The following is a 21,374-nucleotide window of genomic DNA, read 5'->3' on the forward strand; positions in this document are numbered from 1 at the left end:
TATGAAAGCATACACAATACGTCGCTATAGCAAGACTGATAAATTACAACTTGTTGAAGTACCAGAACCAATTGTTAAGGAAAATGAAGTGCTCATTAAAGTCCATTCGGCAGCTATCAATCAGTTAGATGCCAAATTGAAAAGTGGAGAATTTAAGTTGATGTTGCCGTATAAATTGCCATTGATTCTTGGACATGATGTTGCAGGAATTGTGACTAAAGTTGGGACAAAAGTAAGTCGTTTTAAAGTTGGCGATGCTGTATTTGCTCGTCCTGCTGATTTTAAAATAGGAACATTTGCGGAGTTTATTTCTGTCAATGAAAATGACGTTGCCTTGAAACCAGAAAATATTTCTATGGAAGAAGCAGCTTCAATGCCATTAGTAGCATTAACGGTTTGGCAAGCATTTGTTGAAAAAGCGAAACTCAAAAAAGGTCAAAAGGTTTTTATTCAAGCAGGTTCTGGTGGTGTTGGAACGATTGCCATTCAGTTAGCGAAACATTTGGGTGCAACTGTTGCTACAACCGCAAGTGCTGGTAATTTTGAGTTGGTGAAAAGTTTAGGTGCTGATGTTGTGATTGATTACAAAACACAAGATTTTGAAACCATTTTGAAGGATTACGATTTGGTGTTGAACAGCCAAGATGAAAAAACACTTGAAAAGTCGTTGCGAATTTTGAAGTCAGGTGGTAAAGTTGTTTCAATTTCAGGTCCACCTGATACAACTTTTGCAAAAGAAATGGGCTTTAATTTGTTAATGAGAACGGTTATTTTCTTTTTGAGTAGAAAGGTCAGAAGTCAGGCAAAGAAACTTGGTGTAAATTATTCGTTTCTGTTTATGCATGCCAACGGAAACCAGTTGTCAGAAATTGGGAAATTAATTGAATCTAGTGTCATTCGTCCTGTCGTGGATAAAGTGTTCCCGTTTGAAAAAATGAACGAGGCTATGACTTACGTTTCAAGTGGTCGTGCAAAAGGGAAAGTAATTGTAAAGATAAAGTAGTTTTGTCTATTTGATGGTGTCCTTTAAAGTTACCGCTAAAGCAAAAATAAAGTTCCGTTTCAATGAACTTTATTTTTGCTTTTAAACGAATTAAGCTTTTTTTCTGATAAATTAAAGTTTTAAAATCTTATAAATATTTTAAAAATACTTCTCTTGAAATTTCTTCAGCACCTAAACTTTCTAGGTGATTGGTGTAAACCTGACAATCAATTAATTTGTAATTGGTGTTTTGTATAAACGTAATAAAGGCTATTTTACTCGCATTACTTTTTACAGAAAACATGCTTTCGCCACAAAATACGCCGTTGTTTAAATCTACACCATAAAAGCCGCCAACCAATTCGTTTCCATCCCAAACCTCAACAGATGTTGCATAACCTTAATTGTGAAGGTTTATGTAAGCCTCAATCATACTATTTGTTATCCAAGTATCTGTTTGTCCTGCACGTTTTATTTTAGAACATTCTGTAATTACTGCTTTAAAGTCTTTGTTTACAGTAACTATATAGCCCTTGTTTCTTAATACCTGTTTCATACTTTTTGAAACTTTCAACTTTTCTGGGAACAACACAAAGCGCGGATTTGGCGACCACCATAAAATAGGTTCATCATCACTAAACCAAGGAAATATACCATGTTTATAAGCGTAGAGTAAACGCGCAAAAGACAAATCGCCACCAATTGCCAACAACCCATCTGGCGTAGCTTCGTTTACATCAGGAAATTTTATGTCTTGGGTTAGAAAGTGCATTTAAAGTTTCTATATTTTGTAAATTGCAAAGCGCATTTTTCTAATACAATCTTTTTTTAATTAGGAACCAATTTGATGAAGTTGCTTCGTGCCTCGCAAAAACATAAAAAGTAAAAAACCTCAAAGCTAAAAATTAACATTGAGGTTTTATTTTATGAGATTCCCGCCTTGGCAGGGATTTGTTAAAACGGTAAATCGTCGTGCTCATCTTCATTTAAATCGCCTGCTGGTTCAAAAGCGGCGGCTGGTGCTACTGGTGGTAAATTACCATCGGCACTTGCTGCTTGTAATGCTTCAATTCTCCAACCTTGAATTGAGTTAAAATATTTGGTTTCACCTTGTGGGTTAACCCATTCTCTACCACGTAAATTAATACTGATTTTTACTTGTTGTCCTTCTTTGTAGCTGTTAAGTAAATCGCATTTATCTTGCACAAACTCTACCATAATATGTTGTGGATATTGCTCTTCTGTTGTTACTACAATTTCTCTTTTTCTAAACCCATTACCTCCAAAAGATTGAGTTTCGCCTACCATTTTAATTCTTCCTTGAACTTCCATTTAATCTGTATTTATTCTTATTATTATTCACTTTGTGTACTATCAAAACAACTAAGATAGTAATATTTTCCATGCACTTTCAACATCTCCAAAACTCAAATAATTACGTGCTAATTTATGTTTCTGCCTGTGTGTTGCTGTTTTTATATTTGGGTATCTTACGCTTATATCTTCTATAAAATTAGCAACTTCTGTTTCTGTTGGCAAGCTTTCTATATTGCCCAACATACCCAAATCGTTACCTGTTAATACCATACTGTTTTTTACCTTTTTTGGAAAACTATCAACACCAATACCTAATGTAGCTAATGGTTTTGGTATTTCAAAAAAACCTTTTTTTGCACGACTATAATAACTACCACCTGCTCTAGCCACCAAATCTAGTTTTTGTTGGTTTATGCTGCCATCTTCATTTAAAACATCATCGTCTATATGAAGTTTTACTACTTCGCATATTACTAAATTGCCTGCGCCACCTTCAGTTCCTAAAGCAATAATTTCGTTTACTTTACACTCAATTTGCACAGGTGATTCTGCAACACGGAATGGCTTAACTATATCCGATGCTAGCATTGTTAAGCCTGTTTTATCAAACTCATTTACACCATGCGGATATTCGGTACTACTTAATGATGCTTGATGAACCATATCAAAATTAACCACATTAATAACAACTTCTTTAGTAGCTATCACATTATCAAGCGTATGTTTTGTTGTGTTATTGTTTACCCTACGCGCTGGCGAAAAAACCAAAATTGGTGGATTTGCACTAAACACATTAAAAAAACTAAATGGCGATAAATTGGCATTTCCATCAGAATCTAGCGTGCTAGCTAAAGCAATAGGTCTTGGTGCAACAGCACTTAACAGATAGCTATGTAATTTACTGGTTGATAAGGTTTTCGGATCTATTGAAAGCATCAAACTTTTTTAATTTCAACAAAACTAACAATTTATTTTCATTATTAACTTAACAAAATATCAAGTTGGTTTCGTTTAGTTACAAATATTAAATTTTAACTATCTAAACAAATGTAACCATTCTTAATAACAACAAAAAACCAATTTACTAACAACTTGAACAATAATATTAACAGATTTGCATTATATTACATATTATTTAAAAAGAATGATTTTTACAAAATATAGTAATGCGTTGCGTTGGATAATTATAATAGCTTCTTTTGCTGTAGTATCGCTTATTTTATGGAAAACTTACGAGTTTTTTCAACATTTTAAAGAAGAAGAACGTACCAAAATGGAAAATTGGTCGTTTGCACAAACCGACATTATAAATTCGGAAACCAATGCCAATTTAGAACTCTCTCTAAAAATAATAACTAGTAACACAACAACCCCAATGCTTGTTATTAGAGAAGATGGAAGTTTAGAAACTTACAATAATATAGATGATGAAAAAATTAAAGATTCTCTATATGTTCAAAAATTAATTACAAAATTTAAACAGGAAAACATTCCTATTCTAGTAAAGCCAAACAATAGCATCATTTATTATGGAAACTCCGACTTACTAAACAAACTAAAATATTACCCTTTAGCTTTATTACTTATCGTTTTCTTATTTGGTGCCGTTATTTTTTTCTTTTACCGAAGCAATAAAAATGCTACACAAAACAAACTTTGGTCTGGTATGGCAAAGGAAACAGCACACCAAATAGGCACGCCTTTATCGTCTTTAATAGGTTGGACAGAAATTTTAAAATCTGAAAATGTAAACCCAAGTTATATTGTTGAAATTGAAAAAGATATTGATAGGTTACAAACCATTACCGAACGTTTTAGTAAAATAGGGTCTATACCAACTTTGGAAGTGACTGATATTGTTAAGGAAACCATAGACTCTTACGATTATTTAAAAGCTCGTTCTTCAAATTTAATAGATTTTGAAATTAGCATTCCTGAAGACGAAATACTAGTAAATTTAAACAAACAGTTATACAGTTGGGTAATAGAAAATTTAGTGAAAAATGCTATTGATGCTATGAAAGGTCGCGGAAAACTATCAGTTGAAATTTCACAATTAGAAAACAACATCATGATACAAGTTGCCGATACTGGGAAAGGCATTTCTAAAAAACACTTCAATAAAATATTCGAACCCGGTTTTACCACAAAAAAACGTGGTTGGGGCTTGGGTTTATCACTTACAAAACGTATTATTGAAGATTTTCATGATGGAAAAATAAAAGTTTTACAATCTGAAATAGGAAAAGGAACAACGTTTCAAATTCAATTGAAACGTGCATAATTTAAAACTATGGCTGAAAAATTTGTATTTATAAAAGAAGTAGATTTAAATAACAATTGTCCAACCTGTTATAGTAATGATGGTTTGCATTTAACTTGTAGCCAAAAAATTATTGAAACTAATTTTTACAAAACCATTACTTCTGAAATTAAATATAATTTAACATGTAAAACCTGCAAAAGCACCATTTATCCTGTAAATTGGACAGATGATATTGAGCGTGTTTTTGATTATCATAAAAAAGCATTTGCAACTTTAAAACCATCAACACACTTAAAAAAAGCTTCTTGGTTAGCTATAACTTGGGGTATTATAATTGCTATTTGTATTGTAGCTATTTTAATTTATAGCCAATTATAAGTAAGCTTTAATACTATTGGCTACTTCTTGAAATTCTTCTGGAGTTAGTTTTGTTTTTTGAATAAAACGCGCATCTTCCATAGTTTGCAACGGAATTAAATGAACATGCGCATGTGGCACTTCTAAACCTATAACGGTTACACCTATACGTTTACAAGTAATGGCTTTTTCAATAGCAATAGCTACACGTCTTGAAAACTGCATTAACCCAGTGTATAAAGCTTCGTCTAAATCGAAAATTTTATCCACTTCTTGTTTAGGAATACACAATGTATGCCCTTTTGCATTTGGGTTTACATCTAAAAATGCTAAAAAATCATCGGTTTCAGCTATTTTATAACATGGTATTTCGCCGTTTACTATTTTAGTGAATATTGTAGCCATTTTGTTATCTTGAAATTTCAATAATATCAAACTTCATAACACCATTTGGCACTTGTATTTCTGCAACATCGCCAACCGATTTTCCTAACAAGCCTTTTCCAATAGGTGAATTTACCGATATTTTACCAGATTTTAAATCGGCTTCACCATCGGCTACCAAAGTATAAACCATTTCCATACCGTTGGTTTGGTTTTTTATTTTCACTTTAGATAGTACCAATATTTTTGAATTATCTAGCTGCGATTCGTCAATAATACGCGCGCCAGCTAAGGCTTCTTCCAGTTTTGAAATACGCATTTCCAACATGCCTTGTGCTTCTTTTGCGGCATCATATTCGGCATTTTCACTTAAATCGCCTTTATCTCTAGCTTCAGCAATAGCTCTAGATGCTTTTACACGTTCTACATCTTTTAATTGTTTAAGCTCGTCTCTTAATTTTTTTAATCCTTCAGGTGTATAGTATGATACTTTACTCATAACTTCATCGTTTTATTAATAATAAAATGCTGAAATCCTAAATCAGGCGTTCAGCATAAAAAAATCTCGTACACACGAGATTGAGTAACAAAAGTACAAAATTTTAGTCAATAATTTATGAATTCCTTATTAAAGTACATTCTTTACCGTGTGAAATAAAAATAAGAATGTTAAGAGGAATTTTACAAATATTTAATTCAATTTGTTTAATCTTGTAAATTGAAAATTATGATTTATTTAAAAATGAAATCTTTTCTTTATATAATTTGTTTTATACTTTTAACTGGTTGTAGTGCCGATAATACAATTACTAAAAACCCTTATCTGCCAAATTACACTTTTGACACTGGAAGTTTAATAAACACCAATTTACCGCAATTTAACAAACTGAAATTTGCTAACAACTTCGTTATTTTAGATAGCCCATATGGTATAAAAGGCGTGGTACTTTTTTATGCTGGTGGTACAAACTATAATGCTTTTGAATTAACCGACCCAAATCACCAAATAAATACCTGTTCAAAATTAAATGTTGAAGGTATTATTGCCACTTGCAGTTGTAATGATGGCAATTCATATGATATTTTAAATGGTATTAAACGAGAAGGCACAACAGGAACATATCCTTTAATTCGATATAAAGTTGAAGTTACTGGCTCTATAATTAGGGTTTATAATAACTAAAAAAGCGACTTCTAAAAAAAGAGTCGCTTTTAAAATATAATTTGGGGCAAAAAGTTAAAATTTCAAGGTAGCTCCAATTAAAAAATTTCTTGTTGCTTGTGGATAATAACCTGCACCTTCAATGGTTGTTATAGAATTTGGATCTGACCAATCATCATCATACGTATAATAATACCCGTTGGAAATATATTTTTCGCTAAAAATATTACTAACCAAACCAGATATTAATATGGATTTGAATATGGACTTCGTTTTAATTTCATAAGAAATATTCAAATCGTTTACAAAGTAACTTTCTAATTTTGAAGCGTTAGAATCTGTATTACCCATATATTGTACGCCAACATATTTACTTAAAAATGATAATTGAAAGTTAGTTATTGGCTGAAACACCAAAGCATTAGCTGCTATGAATTCTGGCGAAAATGAAATATTTGTTTTTCCAAAATTAACCAAAGCACCATCTTTTGAAACAATGGTTTCGTTGTTTTTATTTGAACTAATTGTGAAATTTGGCTGAATTGCAAATTGTTTTGATACTTGAATTGCTGCATCAACCTCTAAACCTAACCTATAACTTTTACCACTATTTTCCCGTACTGGCGCGCCAACATCATCAATAGCGCCCGTTAAAATAAGCTGTTCATTGTACAACATATAGTAAATATTCGCATTCACTTTAAAGGATGAATTCATATGTCTCCAACCCAACTCAAAATCGTTTAATTGTTCTGGTTTTATATTTGGATTGTTTTCAAAATCGCTTCTACTTGGTTCTCTATTTGCTCTGGCATACGAGAAATACACATTGTTTTTTGAGTCGAATTCATAAGTTATACCTGCTTTTGGATTAAAAAAGTTATAAGTTTCATCAACTAATAATTCGCCATCTGAAGTTGTGCCCGATGTGGTATAATCTACCATACGTGTTTGCAAATCGCCATACAAACTTACTTTGTTGTTTAACTTAAAAGTTGCTTTAATAAAAGAACTAAAATCTTTTTTATCACCTTTTCCGTCGTAATAATGGTCACCAATTTCAGAATTACTGGCGTATCGTGCCCAAATAATCTCACCAAAATGTTTCCCTAAATAGCTACTATATGATATTCCTGACGTTACATCAAATGCAGCATCTTTATAGTTTACATTAGCATTGGCTACATAAAAATCGTTGTCTAACCAACGTCTGCGAATTAAATCGGTACTGTTTATGGTTTCGCCACCAATGGTTATTTCGTCTAAATTATAGTTTGCAAAATCATCATCAACACGATACTGTTCATAATAACCACGACCATAGGTATAATTTAAACCCACGTTAGTAGACCAATTATTATTATAACGCTCATTCCAATGCAGTTGATAATGATCTTGTTTGTAATTATCAACTTCATTTTCATAAGTATAATAGTTATATCTTCTGTCTGAATTTCTTAAATTTTCAGCTTCAGCATCACTTAAATAGTTTTCAGAAATAAAAGCTTCAATACCGGCTTCATCACCAATTATTCTTGCCAATGGTGTACCATACCAAGCTTGATAGGTAACTTCATGCCCTCCAAAAACCAATGCTTTTATCAAGGTGTTTTCATCTTTATAAGCACCTTGAAGGAAGTATGATTTTAAATTGGAAGTTGCTCTATCTATATAACCATCAGAATTAATTTGAGATAAACGCCCAGACAATTCAAAATGATTATTAAGCAAACCGCTACTAAATTTCACACTATGCTTTCGGGTATTATAACTTCCGAAACTATTAGCAATTTCAGCATTTGCTTCTCTTGACACAGCATCGGTTAAAATATTAATACTTGCTCCAAAAGCACTAGAACCATTGGTAGAAGTTCCTACACCACGTTGCAATTGTAAACTTTCAACAGATGATGAAAAATCGGGTAAATCTACCCAATAAGCACCTAACGATTCGGTGTCGTTATATGGAATACCATTTATGGTTACATTGGTGCCTTGACCACTTACTCCACGTATGCGAATACCTGTATAACCAACACCTGCACCTGCATCTGAAGTTGTGACTACCGATGGCAAATAATTAAGCAAAATAGGTAAATCTTGACCTAAATTGCGTTTTTCTAAGTCTTTTTTGGTAATGTTTGAATGTGTAATGGGCGATGTAGCATTCACCCTAACGGCATTTACTAAAACTTCATCTAGTTTTTGTGTTTTAGTGGAATCTTGTAAAATTTGATTGTTTTGCGCAGTTGCACTGACTGATAACACGAGTAGTGTTAAAAAAAGAAATAAATTTTTCATTACGATTATGTTTATAATCGAATAAAAAGAGGTAATTATTCTTTATGGTTAATAATTATTGTTTTATTGAATTTTGCAAAATATTACCACGTTCGTAACACTTTGAATTTTCAATTTTAATCCCTAAACAGCATTACCTGTTCTAGGTTCATTGGGTATGATCTCAGCCGATTATTGGCACCCCTTTTTTGAGAACGCCGCAAAGATAAAAACAATTGATAATTAACAATTGATAATTGATAATTATTTTTCAATCCAGATTAGGACGTTTTCTATTTGCCTTTTTATCAGACAGGTTACGCTTACTTTTTAAGCGTTTTTTTATAACAGCTCTTGGTATTTTTGTTGGTATTCGTTTTTTAGGAACTGTTAAACTGCGCTCAATTAGTTCAAAAAAACGTTTTATTACAAGTTCTTTATTTTTATGCTGACTTCTACTTTCATCGCATTGAAGCATTAAAGTACCTTCTTTTGTTAATCTGCTTTGAAGTTTTTTTATGAGTCGTTCTTTTAAATCTTCATTAAAAATTTCAGATTCAAATAAATTAAAAGCAAGTTCAACTTTTGAAGATACTTTATTTACATGCTGTCCGCCAGCACCCGAACTTCTAACGGCTTTAAAAGTTAATTCTTGTAATAAGGCGTCTTTATCATACATCTTTAAACTTGATGTGCAGGTTTTAATAAATCGTTTACTGTTTTTACAGGATTAAATGTTGATACAGGAATTTCAACAAAAATAGAGTTCCAATGCGCCATACTTCCATTCCACAATCCTGGAAGTTCTAAGGCTTTTATATCAACACCATTTTGAGATTTCATGGTTATAAAAGCAGCTTTGGGATCGACGTATTTTGTTAAATCAAATTTTTCACCTTTGTAATTTTTTACACCGCAAACCAAATCGGTTGGATTAAAATGGGTTGCGTTATCTACAATGTCGCTTTGATTTTCTTTTTCAATATCAATTTGCGCAAATTCTACTACTTGAAGTGAAACAGTACCATTTTCATCTTTTACCCAAAATGGACCACCACCAGGTTCGCCTTCATTTTTAACCATACCACAAACCCTAATTGGTCTATTAAGTTTGTTATGCAAATAGGTTCTTTTTTCTTTTAAGGTATAATTATTATAAGCTTCATCAAATTCTACATTTATACGATTAACCACAAATAATTCGATGTTGTTCACTTCATCTTCAGATATTTCATCGTCTTCTAAATTATTTAAATATTTAAAAGCTTGACGTTGTATTTGCAATAAAATACCTGCTAACATTTTTTTATACTCTGAAATTTCAATGTTTTGTTCTAATACAACAATATTGTCAATGTTTTTTATGAAAATTAAATCGTAATTAAGCATATTTAGATTTTCAATTAAAGCACCATGACCTGCTGGCCTGAACATTAATTTGCCATTTTCTGTTCTAAAAAGTTCATCCTTAGATGTGATAGCAATGGTATCTGTTCCTTTGTTTTGATATGAAAACGATACATTGAATTTGGTGTTAATCTCTTTTTCAAGTTGATTTTTAACCTTTTTTAATTCGTTTTCAAACATATCTTTATGTACTTCAGAAATGGTGAAATGTAAGTTTGCGTTGCTATTTGTTAAGGCATATAATGTTGCCTCTAACATGTGTTCTTTAAAAGCTGTTGACGCTTCATTTTCGTATTTATGAAATGGTAATAACCCTTTTGGATAAAAACTATAGTTTAATTGATTAGCATCTAACATGGTTTTTACAAACAAAACACATTGCTTTCCTTTAGCTAAACTATCAAAATTTGGGATGGTTTCATTAATTTTTTCTCTTACAATTTCGTAAAACGGAAGCTTTTCTAAACCATTTAAAAACTCGTTAAAGAGTTTATTTTTTTCAGAATAAGCTTCAATTGTTTCTTTAGTTTCATCAAATTCATTTAAAAACTGAAACAAAAATTTAAACATTCGTGTTGCAGCACCCGATGCTGGCACGAATTTTACAATAGAAATTTGATCGCGTTTATTATCAAAAAAATCAATACAATCTTGTTGTTGTTGTTTGTCTTTTCTTAAAATACCATTACCAATAGTTGCTGCTTCTAAGAGGTTTGAATAAATCATACCTTTTTTTATTAGACTTATTTGAGCATTAACTTTATCAATGGTTAATCCATGATTTTCAATTTGTTGAATATCTTGTTCTGTAAACATTTTAGTGCTTATTTAGTAATTTATCTATGTGCATTACTGCGGTTTCTAAACGTTGTTTTTTGTTTCCTTTTAACAAAACATATGGGCGATTATTTTCTATTAGTGCTTTTTCAAAAACTTTAAACATCGCTTCTCGCTCTTCTGGTTTGTCTCTTAAATCGTCTGCTTCCCAAGGCGTGTCAATATAAGTTAAAAAATACAAATCGTAAGTGTTTTCTAAGGCATATTTTTCAAGTACTGGATCGCAATATCCTAAATAATAGGCTTCAGAATACACTTTAGTTTCTAATAAATCGGTATCACAAATTAAAACTGTATCTGTTTTTTTTGCTAATTTGTTTTCAAGTTCAATTTGACCTTGGGCAATTGGTAATAAATCATCAGGTTCACAAGTTTTACGTTCATCATTCCATTTGTTTTGAAGATAATCGCGTGCATACTCTGGCACCCAAACCGAATTATAATACCTCGCTAATTGGTTTGATAAGGTTGTTTTTCCAGTACTTTCAGGTCCAAACAATACTACTTTTTTGCAGTTTGATGGTTGCTGTTTAAATTTTTCTTCCATAAAAAATAGGCTTGTATAGCCAAAATTGTAAATATAAGGTATTGAAACGATAACATGCCCCAACCTCGATACGCATAGAGTGGTATGGTAATGATATCTGCTATAATCCAAAGTGTCCAATTTTCAATTTTCTTTTTTGCCATATACCACATGGCTGTAAAAAATATACCCGATGTTAACATATCTACGTAATTGGATGCTGTTATTTGGTTTCCAAAAATTCTGTAAACCATATAGGTTACAACAATGGTTAATAAAAATAAGCCAATACCTATACATTTTTCATTGGTAGTTGTTCTAGAAATTTTAATTACTTTTTCATTATTTTTAGTTCTTGCCCAATTCCACCAGCCATAAATACTCATAATTGAAAAATAGAAATTCATCATCATGTCACCATACAATTCATCTTTCAATAAAATATATACCGAAATAATTGTTGCCGTCAAACCTGTAGGATAGACTAAAATATTTTCTTTTTTTGCATACCAAACGCTTGCAATTCCTGTAAACAGAACAATGGCTTCTAAAATAATTATGAAGGTTTCTTTATCTTTATATGAATTTAAAAACCAATCAATTATTTGGTTCATTACGTGTTTTTTTCAGTTTAATAATGCATCCCATCTACTTAAAAACATCTGTTAAGATGTAGATTTCTTTTAATTATTACAAATCTAACATTCTAAACGAAAGCATGGTAGTGCAGGATAGTATATTTATTCATTAAAAATATCTTTATATTCTGAACCAACGAACCATTAATATGAAAAAAAACTACCAAACCCCCTTTTTGTCAATCAAAATTTTTCTATTTGTGCTAATATTATTTCCATTAACAGTTGTATCACAAAAACAAATGGAAAATTTAAACCGTGGTGTATTAGCTGTTAGAACAAGTAGTACTAAAGTATTAATAAGCTGGCGAATTCTTGGTACAGAATTCACTAATACTTCATACAATATATATCGAGGTGCAACAAAATTAAACTCTACACCAATTACAGGTGCAGGTAATTTTGAAGATACCATTACAACTAATGGTACTTATAGTGTTTCTGCAGTAATTGATGGGGTAGAACAAGACTTATCAAGTCCAACCACAGTTTGGAATAATATATACAAACAAATACCAATTACACCTCCTACCGGTGGAACAACACCAGATAATGTAACCTACACTTACGAAGCCAACGATGCTTCAGTAGGTGATTTAGATGGTGATGGTGATTATGAAATAGTATTAAAATGGTATCCAACTAATGCAAAAGATAATGCTCAAAGTGGCTATACTGGTAATACCATTTTACAAGGATTAGAAATGGATGGTACTGTTTTATGGACAATTGATTTAGGTAGAAATATTCGTTCTGGAGCACATTACACTCAATTTATGGTGTATGATTTAGATGGTGATGGAAAAGCTGAAGTAGCATGTAAAACAGCAGATGGTACTATTGATGGTACCGGTGATATTTTAGGCAATATAAATGCAGATTATCGTGGTACCGATGGACGCGTTTTGGCAGGTCCTGAGTATTTGAGTATTTTTTCAGGTGAAACAGGCGCTTTTATTATAAAAGATGAGCCTTATGACCCACCAAGAGGTAGTACATCTAATTGGGTATCTGGATGGGGTGATAATTATGGAAATAGAATGGACCGTTTTTTAGCTTGCATAGCTTACCTTGATGGTGTACGCCCAAGTGTCGTGTTTTGCAGAGGTTATTATAAACGCACAGTTTTAGCTGCTTATGACTATAGAAATGGCACCTTGTCAAAACGTTGGGTGTTTGATTCTGATGTATCAGGAAGCCAATATACTGGACAAGGAAACCACAACCTAGCTGTAGGCGATTTGGATGGTGACGGAAAAGATGAAATAAATTACGGCTCTATGGCTATTGATGATGATGGTTCTGTTTTATATAATACAGGTTTTGGACATGGCGATGCAGCGCATTTAGGAGATTTCGACCCAAATCGTCCTGGTTTAGAATTTTTTATGGTACATGAAATTGCAAATGGCTCTAGCATTCCAGCTATGGATTACAGAAATGCAAATACTGGTAACGTATTTTGGCGCATTGAAGGCTCTGGAGATATAGGAAGAGGAACTACCGCAGATATTGACTCTAGATATCCAGGTGCAGAAAGTTGGGGTTCTAACGGCTCTGGTATTCATGATTCTCAAGGGAATGTTATAACAACAACCTATCCAACTTCTACAACTGGAAGCACATTTTATAATATGCTTGCTTGGTATGATGGCGATTTATTAAGAGAATTAGTTGACAGAACCGTGATAACCAAATGGAATGAAACAACAAATAGCACAAACAGAGTTTTAACAGCTTATAATTACAATGGTCTTGCTTTGGCTAGTAACAATGGCACAAAATCTACTCCTTGTTTAATTGCTGATATTTTAGGCGATTGGCGAGAAGAAATTATTTGGCGTGCTTCAGATAATTCATACTTAGCAATTGTATCAACACCAAACCTTACTTCCGAGCGTATTTTCACCTTAATGCACGATCCCGTTTATCGCACAAGTATTGCATGGCAAAATGTAGCTTACAACCAACCTGCTCATACTGGTTTCTTTTTAGGTCATGGTATGGCAACACCATCTGCTCCAAATATTTATTTAGCAGATGGCAGCACGCTATCTACAGATGATAATTTTTTAAAGGATAAAAATCAAATCAAATTATATCCAAACCCAACTACAGGCGAACTATATTTAAATGGTTTAACAAAAGGAACAATTCAAGTTTATAATCTTTTAGGTGAAAAAGTATTAGAAAAAGACACGTATAACTTAAAAAGCATAAACTTAAAAGGGCAATCTGTTGGTTTATATTTTTTAAAAATAACTCAAGACACAGGTGTAAAAACATTTAAAGTAATTTTAAAATAATCCGTTTAAATGACTAAAAATGCTAATACTTCTTTTTTAACTTCAACTTTTTTTGTGGCTATTATGCTCGTATCTTATCTTGGCTTTTCCCAAAAACAAATGGAAAATCTAGATCGAGGTGTTTTGGCTGTTCGTACAAATACTGACGAAGTATTAATAAGTTGGCGCATATTAGCATCAGAATTTGAAAATGCATCATACAATGTTTATCGTGGTTTTAAAAAACTAAACACTTTACCCTTAACAGGTGCTAGTAATTATGTAGATCATACCACTTCAAATGAAAAGTATAGTGTTTCTGTTATAATTGATAATAAAGAACAACCACTTTCAAAACCTGTTGATGTTTGGAATAAAACTTATAAAAAAATACCAATTTCGAAGCCTGAAGGCGGAATAACGCCAGACGGTAGAACTTATACCTATGAAGCAAATGATGCTTCAGTTGGTGATTTGGATGGCGATGGACAATACGAAATCATCTTAAAATGGATGCCTACCAACTCGCACGACAATTCGCATAAAGGCTATACAGGAAACACCATTCTACAAGGTTTAAAAATGGATGGCACTATATTATGGACAATAGATTTAGGCAAAAACATCCGTTCTGGTGCACATTACACACAATTTATGGTGTATGATTTAGATGGTGATGGAAAAGCAGAAATAGTGTGCAAAACAGCAGACGGCACTATTGACGGTAAAGGAACTGTTTTAGGAGAAGCTAACGCCGATTTTCGTAGTGAAAACGGCTATATTTTAGAAGGTCCCGAATATTTAAGCTTATTTTCAGGTGAAACGGGTGCGTTCATAACCACTCAAGATTATATTCCTGCTAGAGGAAATGTATCCGATTGGGGTGATAGTTATGGTAATAGAGTAGATAGATTTCTGGCATGCATTGCCTATTTAGATGGAAAACGACCAAGCGTTGTATTTACTAGAGGCTATTATACTAGAACCGTTTTAGCAGCTTTTGATTATCGTGACGGCAAACTAACAAACCGCTGGATTTTTGACACTAATACCAAGGGAAATGAAGCCTATTTTGGACAAGGAAATCACAACTTAGCTGTAGGAGATTTAGATGGTGATGGCAAAGATGAAATTCAATTCGGATCTTGTGCTATTGATAATGATGGTACTGGTTTATACTCAACTGGATTTGGGCATGGCGATGCTGCTCATTTAGGTGATTTTAACCCAGAACGTGATGGTTTAGAATATTTTATGTGCCATGAAGTTGCCAACGGAACAACCATTCCTGCTATAGATTTTAGAGATCCAAAACAAGGTAACGTTATATGGAGTGTAAAAGGCAAAGGTGACATAGGAAGAGGCGTTACCGCTGATATTGACCCTAATTATTTAGGAGCTGAAAGTTGGGCATCCGATGGTTCAGGTGTTTATAGCTCCAAAGGTGAATTAATAACCACTACCTACCCAACTGCTGGTAGAGGTGCAAGTTTTAATATGTTTGCATGGTTTGATGGTGATTTACTTAGAGAGATAGTTGACAAAAACCTTATTACAAAATGGGATGCTTCAAATAAAAAAACAAATATTTTACTTAATGCATATAATTATGATGGTATGAGTTTAAAGAGTAATAATGGCACAAAATCAAACCCATGCTTAATTGCTGATATTTTAGGCGATTGGAGAGAAGAAATAATTTATAGAAATTCTGAAAACACAGAATTAGTTATATTTTCGACTCCAAATTTCACAAATGAACGCATATTTACATTAATGCACGACCCATTATATCGGGTTAGTATTGCATGGCAAAATGTAGCTTATAACCAACCTGCGCATACTAGCTTTTATTTAGGCTATGGAATGAAAACCCCAAAAACACCACATATTTATTTAGCAAAAAAATAGTTTCTTATTTGTGCAAAACTTCAAAAAATAATTCATCTTCCTCTAAAGCAGTACCAATAACAACTAAATCTGCGCCAAATTTATAGGCATTATCTAGTTGCTTTTTGGTTTTTATACCTCCACCAACTATTAATGGTACTTGCAATTCTTGTTTAACTAAACTGATAATTTCTGGGTTGACAGGTTCTTTTGCGCCACTTCCAGCTTCTAAATAAATGAGTTTCATTCCTAACAATTCGCCTGCTTTTGCAGTATCAACAATGTTTTGAATATTGTTTTTTGGCATGGGTTGTGTTTCGGTTACACGCTGTACGGCTGTTTCTTTGCCATTTTCAATTAAGATATAACCTGTTGGAATAACCTCTAAAGTGGTATCTTTTAATTTTGAAATAGATGCTACGTGCTTTCCAATTAAATATTCTGGATTTCTTCCTGAAATTAAGCTTAAAAATAGCAACCCATCGGCTTCATTGGTAATTTGAGTTACGTCTCCTGGAAATAATACTACATGTAAGCCAGTGTATTTCTTAATTTCAGAAACCAATAATTCAGCGGCATTTGCTTTAACGGTACTACCACCAACAAAAATGTGTGTTGCTATAGACTGGTTTATCTTTTCAATAAAAGTTTCAGTATTGTTAACCGTAAATTTATCTGGATCAATTAAAACTGCTAATAGTTTTTCTTTAGATGTGATAGATTTTAATATATTTTGATATATGATATTTTTCTTTACCACGAATTCACGAATGTTGTTTTTGTTGTCTTGATTTATTGGTTCTCAAAATCTTAATTTTAATTTATAGCATAAGCACATGTAAACCCTTCAAATTCTAAAAAATGAATATTATACCTGCTTTTTTGTGCTTCATAATCAATCCATGCCACTGTTTCTTGCTCATTATCAGACATTGGAATTACTAAACAATGTTGCTTAAAACTTAATCCTGGTGTTGCAAAAAGTTTGTATAACGATTCTTTAATGCACCAAATTATTGTTAACTTATTTATATAATTTAAAGCGTTTTCATCAAGATAACTAAACTCATAATCAATAAATTTATTGGCAATAATGCTTATTTTACTGCGTTGTTTTTCAATATCAATGCCTATTTTGGAGTCACTAATGATAACTGCCGAAAAGTTGAACGAATGTGTAATAGAAATGTGTTTGCCATCTTTTAAATACGGTTTACCATTTTCATCATAATGTAAATCAACATCATCATAACCAAACGCTTTCAATAAACAACGCACACTTAAAAACCCGCGTTGGTGCAATTCACTTTTCATACCTAAAACACGCTCTAAACTTTTTGGTTTTAAGTCAACTTCTTCCATTAGAACATCAAAAGACTCCGTAATCTTCCAGATTTTAACAGTAGTTTGTGAATTTGGAGTAATGGTTTTATAAAGAGGCATTTAATATTCTAAAAGTTATTAGTTATCTTTGCACCGTCTAAGACAGATTAAACATTTTTGTTGAGCAATTTAACCATTTTAAATACGATTCCAAAGATGTTTTCTTATTATAACTAAAGAAAAATAAAAAGTTGATATGAATACAAAAACAATTCCATTTGTAGCGCATAAAGTGAAAGATATGTCGCTTGCTGATTGGGGACGAAAAGAAATAGAATTAGCCGAAGCTGAAATGCCAGGACTTATGAGCTTGCGTGAAGAATACGGCAACTCACAACCTCTTAAAGGTGCTAGAATTGCTGGATGTTTACACATGACTATCCAAACAGCAGTTTTAATTGAAACCTTACAAGCATTAGGTGCTGAAGTTACTTGGAGTTCTTGTAACATATTCTCTACACAAGATCAAGCTGCTGCTGCCATTGCTGCCGCAGGCACATCGGTTTATGCTTGGAAAGATATGACCGAAGAAGAATTTGATTGGTGTATTGAACAAACACTTTTCTTTGGTGAAGAAAGAAAACCGCTTAACATGATTCTTGATGATGGTGGCGATTTAACTAACATGGTTTTAGACCGCTATCCAGAATTAGTATCAGGCATTAAAGGCTTAAGTGAAGAAACCACAACTGGTGTTCACAGACTTTATGAGCGCGTAAAAAAAGGAACATTACCAATGCCTGCCATTAACGTAAACGATTCGGTAACAAAAAGTAAATTCGATAACAAATACGGGTGTAAAGAAAGTGCGGTTGATGCTATTCGTCGTGCTACCGATGTTATGCTAGCTGGTAAACGCGTAGTTGTTTGTGGTTATGGTGATGTTGGTAAAGGTACAGCTGCATCTTTTAAAGGTGCTGGAAGTATTGTAACAGTTACAGAAATTGACCCAATTTGTGCATTACAAGCTGCCATGGATGGTTTTGAAGTTAAAAAACTTGAAACCGTTGCTCCAAATGCAGATATCATTATTACAACTACTGGAAATAAAGATATAGTACGTGGTGAGCATTTTGAAGCTGTAAAAGATAAAACCATTATTTGTAACATTGGGCATTTTGATAATGAAATTGATATGGCTTGGTTAAATAAAAACTACGGACATACAAAAAACATCATCAAACCTCAAGTTGATAAATATACCGTAAACGGAAAAGACATTATCATTCTTGCTGAAGGCAGATTAGTTAATTTAGGTTGTGCAACTGGACATCCAAGTTTTGTAATGAGTAACTCGTTTACAAACCAAACATTAGCACAATTAGAGCTTTGGACTAATAGTGATGCTTACGAAAACGACGTGTATATGTTACCTAAACATTTAGATGAAAAAGTAGCAAAATTACACTTAGAAAAAATTGGCGTTGAACTTACAGAGTTAAAACCAGACCAAGCTGAATACATTGGTGTAGAAGTTTCTGGACCTTTTAAACCAGAATATTACCGTTACTAAATTCCTTTTAAAAAAAGGAATCTCAAAATAAAAATCCCAAGCAAAACTGTTTGGGATTTTTTGTTTTAAAACTTTACCTAATTAAAACAAAATACCTTTTATCTTCTTATACTCTAATATAGCTTTACTATCAGATAATAAAGACACATAATAACATACACTTGATAAACGGTTATATAAACTGGTATCGTTTACTTTTATACTTTTGGGTAATCCTTTTAAAATAAGCTTATCGTAGTTTGAGGCAGTTTCTTCAAAACTATTATTAACTGCATTTGTATAGGTATTTAACAGCGTATTGATAACACCATAACCCGCTATTTCTTTATCAATAACTTCGGTAGATTGATAAATATTTTCAATACTTATTTTAATAATGTCGTTTATTTGAGCATTGTATTTGCTTTTATCAAGCAATGCGCTATCAAATTCGCCGTTTAAAATTGCATCTTCATGTTTCATAAAAATATCAACCGCTTCATTTATAAGCGTTCCAATAGCTAAAGCACGCAAATAGCCAACGCGGTCTTCTTTAGTAGAAAGGGCATAATAGTTTTCCGGTTTTATACTGTCTCTTATTATTTTAGACAGGTATTCTAAAGCAAATTCTTCTTGTATTAAACCTAAGTTGATGCCATCTTCAAAATCGATAATAGTATAACAAATATCATCAGCAGCTTCAACTAAAAATGCTAATGGATGACGCGCAAAACTTAAGTCTTTATCACTACGTTTTATTAAACCCAATTCATTTGCAATATCAACATAAGGTTCTTTTTCACTTTGAAAAAAGCCATATTTTTTATCGGCAATATGTTTTGTTGGTTTTTTAGGCAACGATTCTTTTGGGTATTTGGTAAATGCGCCAAGGGTAGCATAACTTAATCGTAAACCACCATCGCGTCCTGCTCTACTTTCGGTTAAAATTTTAAAACCGTTAGCGTTTCCTTCAAAGTCGCATAAATCTTGATATTCTTTAGTAGTTAGTTGGTTTTTATACTTACTGCCAAATCCTGTTTTAAAAAATTCGCCAATAGCTTTTTCACCCGAATGTCCAAATGGTGGGTTTCCAATATCATGAGCCAGAGCCGCTGCAGCCACAATAGCACCAAAATCGTTAGCTTGATACCCATGCACATTTTGTAAATGCGGGTGTTTTTCTAATAATTTTTTTCCAACCAAACGACCTAAAGATCGTCCAACTACGCTAACTTCCAAACTGTGGGTTAAACGTGTATGGACAAAATCTGTTTCCGATAATGGTATTACTTGTGTTTTATCTTGTAAACTTCTAAATTCTGAAGAAAAAATAACACGATCATAATCTACTTCAAAGCCTAAACGTGTTTCATCTTGTTCTTTTCGTATGCGTTTATTGGTATCGCCAAAGCGTTTTAAGGATAAAAGTTGTTCCCAGTTCATCATATAAATTTAAGCTTTGGCAAGATACTTAAATTCAACAAAACTAAAATTGAAAAGTTGATAACATTACGGTAACATTATAATGACTGTTGTTTAATATTTACATAACATTCAACTAATAAGAAACCTTTTATTTTGCGGTATAATTACAATGTTATTTATGAAGCAATTACTTTATACAGCTATTTTTCTTTTTACTGCTTTTTCGTTTTCACAAAACACAGGCTTAATAGTTGGTAAAATTTTAGATAATGAATTAAACAACAGTCCGTTGGTACTTGCAAATGTTTCTATAAAAGGAACTGCAACTCAAGTTAATACAGATATAACTGGTTTATTTGTTATTGAGAACTTAGAAGCTGGAGATTATACACTGGTTTGTAGTTTTGCAGGTTATGAAACTAAAGAAATGAACGTTCATGTTGATGCTTTAAATCCTACAGAAGTAAACTTATCATTAGCAGCAAGCACCATTTCTTTAAGTGAACTTGCTTTAATAACAAGTGTTGCACAAAAGGATGACAAATCGCTTCCTGTTTTAAATTAGATTATAACACACTTATATATTTAAAAATCAACAATTACTTGTTGATTTTTTTTGTTTTACACATTAGGTATTACCTGTTTTTAACTTCTATTTACTAGCCAATTACAAACAAACCAATGTTAAATTAATGTTTACAAATAAGTTGTTTCATAACATTTAGATAACCCTTATGTTACCA

The 21,374-nt window shown here is 32.4% G+C and carries 20 protein-coding genes and 1 pseudogene; 8 read left to right on the forward strand and 13 right to left on the reverse strand.

The genetic code is table 11. The features are described from left to right. Window position 1: 1 nt before the first annotated feature. On the forward strand, window positions 2–1,003 hold the full coding sequence (locus ACFQ1R_RS09145) for an NADP-dependent oxidoreductase (RefSeq protein ID WP_379925856.1): 1,002 nt from the start codon (window positions 2–4) through the stop codon (window positions 1,001–1,003). Between the two features lie 127 nt (window positions 1,004–1,130). On the opposite strand, the pseudogene aat reads toward ACFQ1R_RS09145, so the two are convergent. From aat to ACFQ1R_RS09160, 3 genes and pseudogenes are all read right to left on the reverse strand, one after another. Next, window positions 1,131–1,754, reverse strand: a pseudogene (aat, locus tag ACFQ1R_RS09150) (leucyl/phenylalanyl-tRNA--protein transferase). A 182-nt stretch (window positions 1,755–1,936) separates the two neighbouring features. Next, complete coding sequence (locus ACFQ1R_RS09155; RefSeq protein ID WP_379925857.1) at window positions 1,937–2,314, reverse strand: DUF3127 domain-containing protein; 378 nt, start codon at window positions 2,312–2,314, stop codon at window positions 1,937–1,939. A gap of 51 nt (window positions 2,315–2,365) precedes the next feature. Next, window positions 2,366–3,235, reverse strand: coding sequence for a flavin reductase family protein (locus ACFQ1R_RS09160; RefSeq protein ID WP_379925858.1), 870 nt, complete (start codon window positions 3,233–3,235; stop codon window positions 2,366–2,368). Between the two features lie 208 nt (window positions 3,236–3,443). Here ACFQ1R_RS09160 and ACFQ1R_RS09165 point away from each other — a divergent pair, with 208 nt between their 5' ends. Together ACFQ1R_RS09165 and ACFQ1R_RS09170 are read left to right on the forward strand one after the other, a co-directional pair. After that, the gene (locus tag ACFQ1R_RS09165) at window positions 3,444–4,583 is read left to right on the forward strand and encodes a sensor histidine kinase (protein ID WP_379925859.1); all 1,140 of its coding nucleotides are present in this window, start codon (window positions 3,444–3,446) and stop codon (window positions 4,581–4,583) included. Between the two features lie 9 nt (window positions 4,584–4,592). Further along, a complete protein-coding gene (locus tag ACFQ1R_RS09170; protein WP_379925861.1) occupies window positions 4,593–4,943 on the forward strand; it encodes a hypothetical protein in 351 nt (116 codons plus the stop codon). On the opposite strand, the gene ACFQ1R_RS09175 is transcribed toward ACFQ1R_RS09170, so the two are convergent. Beyond that, the gene (locus ACFQ1R_RS09175; RefSeq protein ID WP_379925862.1) at window positions 4,938–5,327 is read right to left on the reverse strand and encodes an HIT family protein; all 390 of its coding nucleotides are present in this window, start codon (window positions 5,325–5,327) and stop codon (window positions 4,938–4,940) included. The two genes, ACFQ1R_RS09170 and ACFQ1R_RS09175, sit on opposite strands and share 6 nt — an antisense overlap. 4 nt (window positions 5,328–5,331) lie before the next feature. Then, window positions 5,332–5,805, reverse strand: a complete 474-nt coding sequence (gene greA / locus ACFQ1R_RS09180) for a transcription elongation factor GreA (protein ID WP_379925863.1) — start codon at window positions 5,803–5,805, stop codon at window positions 5,332–5,334. Between the two features lie 243 nt (window positions 5,806–6,048). On the opposite strand from greA, the gene ACFQ1R_RS09185 reads away from it, so the two are divergent. Then, window positions 6,049–6,489, forward strand: a complete 441-nt coding sequence (locus tag ACFQ1R_RS09185) for a hypothetical protein (protein WP_379925864.1) — start codon at window positions 6,049–6,051, stop codon at window positions 6,487–6,489. A 54-nt stretch (window positions 6,490–6,543) separates the two neighbouring features. Here ACFQ1R_RS09185 and ACFQ1R_RS09190 read toward each other — a convergent pair whose 3' ends face one another. The 5 genes from ACFQ1R_RS09190 to pnuC all read right to left on the reverse strand — a co-directional run bounded on the left by ACFQ1R_RS09190 (window position 6,544) and on the right by pnuC (window position 12,132). Next, window positions 6,544–8,769 (reverse strand): TonB-dependent receptor, encoded by a 2,226-nt coding sequence (locus tag ACFQ1R_RS09190; protein ID WP_379925865.1) that lies wholly within the window; start codon window positions 8,767–8,769, stop codon window positions 6,544–6,546. A gap of 250 nt (window positions 8,770–9,019) precedes the next feature. Then, window positions 9,020–9,427 carry an alternative ribosome rescue aminoacyl-tRNA hydrolase ArfB gene (arfB, locus tag ACFQ1R_RS09195; protein WP_379925866.1) on the reverse strand — a complete coding sequence of 136 codons (408 nt, stop codon included), beginning with the start codon at window positions 9,425–9,427 and terminating at the stop codon, window positions 9,020–9,022. Window positions 9,428–9,429: 2 nt separating this feature from the next. Beyond that, entirely contained in the window at window positions 9,430–10,971 is a 1,542-nt protein-coding gene (locus tag ACFQ1R_RS09200; protein WP_379925868.1) for a DUF4301 family protein, read from the reverse strand. Between the two features lies 1 nt (window position 10,972). Further along, window positions 10,973–11,539 carry an AAA family ATPase gene (locus tag ACFQ1R_RS09205; RefSeq protein ID WP_379925869.1) on the reverse strand — a complete coding sequence of 189 codons (567 nt, stop codon included), beginning with the start codon at window positions 11,537–11,539 and terminating at the stop codon, window positions 10,973–10,975. Further along, window positions 11,494–12,132 carry a nicotinamide riboside transporter PnuC gene (pnuC, locus tag ACFQ1R_RS09210; protein WP_379925871.1) on the reverse strand — a complete coding sequence of 213 codons (639 nt, stop codon included), beginning with the start codon at window positions 12,130–12,132 and terminating at the stop codon, window positions 11,494–11,496. The genes ACFQ1R_RS09205 and pnuC overlap by 46 nt, the downstream gene beginning before the upstream one ends. A gap of 266 nt (window positions 12,133–12,398) precedes the next feature. Here pnuC and ACFQ1R_RS09215 point away from each other — a divergent pair, with 266 nt between their 5' ends. Continuing rightward, window positions 12,399–14,462 carry a rhamnogalacturonan lyase family protein gene (locus ACFQ1R_RS09215; RefSeq protein WP_379925872.1) on the forward strand — a complete coding sequence of 688 codons (2,064 nt, stop codon included), beginning with the start codon at window positions 12,399–12,401 and terminating at the stop codon, window positions 14,460–14,462. A 99-nt stretch (window positions 14,463–14,561) separates the two neighbouring features. After that, complete coding sequence (locus tag ACFQ1R_RS09220; protein ID WP_379925873.1) at window positions 14,562–16,352, forward strand: rhamnogalacturonan lyase; 1,791 nt, start codon at window positions 14,562–14,564, stop codon at window positions 16,350–16,352. 4 nt (window positions 16,353–16,356) lie between these two features. Here ACFQ1R_RS09220 and ACFQ1R_RS09225 read toward each other — a convergent pair whose 3' ends face one another. Together ACFQ1R_RS09225 and ACFQ1R_RS09230 are read right to left on the reverse strand one after the other, a co-directional pair. Continuing rightward, window positions 16,357–17,091, reverse strand: coding sequence for a geranylgeranylglyceryl/heptaprenylglyceryl phosphate synthase (locus ACFQ1R_RS09225; protein ID WP_379925874.1), 735 nt, complete (start codon window positions 17,089–17,091; stop codon window positions 16,357–16,359). A 56-nt stretch (window positions 17,092–17,147) separates the two neighbouring features. Then, window positions 17,148–17,774 (reverse strand): 4'-phosphopantetheinyl transferase family protein, encoded by a 627-nt coding sequence (locus ACFQ1R_RS09230; protein WP_379925876.1) that lies wholly within the window; start codon window positions 17,772–17,774, stop codon window positions 17,148–17,150. Between the two features lie 136 nt (window positions 17,775–17,910). Between ACFQ1R_RS09230 and ahcY the strand changes: the two genes are divergently transcribed. Continuing rightward, a complete protein-coding gene (gene ahcY / locus ACFQ1R_RS09235) occupies window positions 17,911–19,227 on the forward strand; it encodes an adenosylhomocysteinase (protein WP_379925878.1) in 1,317 nt (438 codons plus the stop codon). Window positions 19,228–19,308: 81 nt separating this feature from the next. On the opposite strand, the gene dgt is transcribed toward ahcY, so the two are convergent. Then, entirely contained in the window at window positions 19,309–20,649 is a 1,341-nt protein-coding gene (dgt, locus tag ACFQ1R_RS09240) for a dGTP triphosphohydrolase (RefSeq protein WP_379926327.1), read from the reverse strand. 160 nt (window positions 20,650–20,809) lie between these two features. On the opposite strand from dgt, the gene ACFQ1R_RS09245 reads away from it, so the two are divergent. Beyond that, window positions 20,810–21,196 carry a carboxypeptidase-like regulatory domain-containing protein gene (locus ACFQ1R_RS09245; protein WP_379925880.1) on the forward strand — a complete coding sequence of 129 codons (387 nt, stop codon included), beginning with the start codon at window positions 20,810–20,812 and terminating at the stop codon, window positions 21,194–21,196. Window positions 21,197–21,374: the final 178 nt, after the last annotated feature.

Origin of the sequence: Mariniflexile jejuense (genome assembly GCF_042675665.1) — a bacterium.
Lineage (GTDB): Bacteria > Bacteroidota > Bacteroidia > Flavobacteriales > Flavobacteriaceae > Mariniflexile > Mariniflexile jejuense.